This window comes from Gallibacterium genomosp. 1, from assembly GCF_001678575.1.
GTDB lineage: Bacteria > Pseudomonadota > Gammaproteobacteria > Enterobacterales > Pasteurellaceae > Gallibacterium.
Window position 1 is genome coordinate 1 of the sequence record NZ_JTJP01000045.1, and the last position, 1,010, is coordinate 1,010.

Below are 1,010 nucleotides of genomic sequence, written 5' to 3' on the forward strand. Positions count from 1 at the left end.
ACTCATACTTTGTATCAAACCATGTTGTTTGACACATTGGATAAACGCCTCACTTCCATAAATACTGCCTTGGTCTGAATGAAACAACATCTTCTCTGTTCTTTTCGTTGTCAGCATCGCATGATTTAATGCATCAACAACTAACGTTGCATCATGCTGTTTCTGCAATCGCCAACCCACGACTTGACGTTGTGCTAAATTCATTACTATCACTAAATAATACCATTCCCCCAGTACCTTCACATAGGTGGTATCACCACATAACACCGTTGTCTCTGAAGGGGGCTAAATTGCCGATTTAATACATTATTAAACAATGTCGACGCTTTCTCTGAGGTGCCTGGACGCCAACGCTTTCGTGGCTGTTTACTGACTAATCCCTGTTGTTTCATCAGGTTTCGAATTAAGGCTAATCCTACCTCAAGCCCCTTACTTTTAAGTCTCGCCTTTAAAGTTCACTTTCCTGCTGAACCTCGACTTTCATCAAATAACACCTTTATCTCTACCGCCAAACCTAAATGTTTATTGCGCTTAGCTTGGCGCTTTCTCTGCGCATAATACGTCCGTTCTGAAAGCGCAAATAACGCACAAACCCGTTTTATTCCATACGATTTTAATGCCTTTACCGCTTGGTAGCGTTGCGCTTGAGTGACATGAAAATCGCTGTAGCCTTTTTTAGGATTTCTTTATCCTCTTCAAGAATTTTAATACGTTGTTCAAGCTCTCTTATCCGTTGTTGCTCTGGCGACAGTGGCTTCGTTCCTGGTAATACATAGCCTTGTTCTTCTGCTTGGAGTTGTTTTATCCAACGCCGTAAGGCCGTTTCGCCTATCCCTAATTCTAAACAGGCTTTGGCAACGGAATAACCTTGCTCAGTGACTCATTTTACTGCGGTGACTTTGTAATTTGGGCTAAATGTTCTTCTCATTTTAGTGTCCTCTTTTTGTGATAGTTTACCACCTATTGAGGACTGCTAATTTAGTGGCTCACTCCCATTAAAGCGAAAAAAA

General features: G+C 41.5%; 2 protein-coding genes. Both read right to left on the bottom strand.

Annotated features, from left to right (window positions below):
- Nucleotides 1–267: DDE-type integrase/transposase/recombinase (locus QV04_RS11810; RefSeq protein ID WP_156548359.1), on the bottom strand; the 267-nt coding region annotated here is incomplete at its 3' end.
- Nucleotides 268–622: 355 nt separating this feature from the next.
- Complete coding sequence (locus QV04_RS11975) at nucleotides 623–832, bottom strand: hypothetical protein (RefSeq protein ID WP_082990978.1); 210 nt, start codon at nucleotides 830–832, stop codon at nucleotides 623–625.
- Nucleotides 833–1,010 lie beyond the last annotated feature (178 nt).